This is a genomic window from Candidatus Symbiopectobacterium sp. NZEC135 (genome assembly GCF_025962695.1).
This window is the reverse complement of record NZ_JAGFPF010000613.1, coordinates 1-1,140: the sequence shown is the minus strand read 5'-3', so window position 1 is coordinate 1,140 and position 1,140 is coordinate 1. Positions and strand designations below refer to the sequence as shown.

The 1,140-nt window shown below is 39.2% G+C and carries 1 protein-coding gene; it reads left to right on the top strand.

Features of this window, described 5'->3' with window-relative positions; translation table 11 throughout:
• Positions 1 to 688: ATP-binding protein (locus J5224_RS29175; RefSeq protein WP_264628569.1), on the top strand; the 688-nt coding region annotated here is incomplete at its 5' end.
• Positions 689 to 1,140 lie beyond the last annotated feature (452 nt).

Sequence of the window (1,140 nt, the reverse complement as noted above, 5' to 3'; positions counted from 1 at the left end):
AGATGGACGGCTTAAATTTATGATGAATGGTTGGGATGGAGAGCAAGATCCTTTACCAATTGTCGTTAATCAATTTTTGACTCAAAATACAACTGTACAGATAGTTGATCTCTCTGGCGTTCCAAATGAAGTGGCTGGAGTTGCAAGCGCAGCAATAGCAAGAATTGTTTTTCAGCTTAAAGTTTGGCAGTCTGAAACAGAGCGTCAAAATAGCCCTGTATTATTAGTCTGTGAAGAGGCGCATCGATATGTTCCCAATCGTGGCGAAGCACAGTATGAAGCAGCGCAATCAGCTATTCGCCGGATTGCAAAAGAGGGTCGAAAATATGGCGTTGGCTTATTGCTAGTCTCGCAAAGACCCAGTGAAGTTGAAGCTACTGTTTTATCACAATGTAATTCATGGATTGTACTACGGATCACCAATGATGCAGATAGAGAACACGTCCGTAGTGTATTGCCAGATTCAATGTCCGGTTTAACAAAAATGCTTTCAGGCTTACGGCGGCAAGAGGCTATTTTCGTCGGTCAAGCCGCAACGTTGCCTACTAGGGTTATGATTCGTAATTTATTGGCAGAACAACTACCTCGGTCTAATGATGTAGATTTTGACAAGGGTTGGCAACAACAGGCCCTGACCTTGGAACAGATTAATTTGGTTGTTAAGAAATGGCGCTATCAAAGTAAATGATTAATCGGCGTTTACTTTTAAAAGCATCATGCCATTAGACGAACTAAAACTTAGGCCTCTTACAACTATACATTGGCACAGTAGATCGTTCTTTAGGCGGAAACCAACAGATTTCACACAGTGATTATTGGTTTCACGCCTATAACGTATTGAAAAAAACCTTATTTTATTTGTAGTAACCTATCAAATGGCTCTGATCTGAGCATTTTTGGTTTATGAAACTTATAGTTTTGTTGTACATTTTTATAATATTTATTTTTCGTGAATAGATCTGAGAAAACAATAAAGGGCTACTCCGATTAAAGCGGTAGCCCTACGGTTAATCCTTGAGCAAAATCGAGAATGATGTTCATAAATTTAAATCTAACTTAAGGTGATGGGAAAAGAACCCTGTTAAACATCCTGAGTGCGTCACTATAAGGTTTTTTTGATATGGGTAATGGGTTGGTACT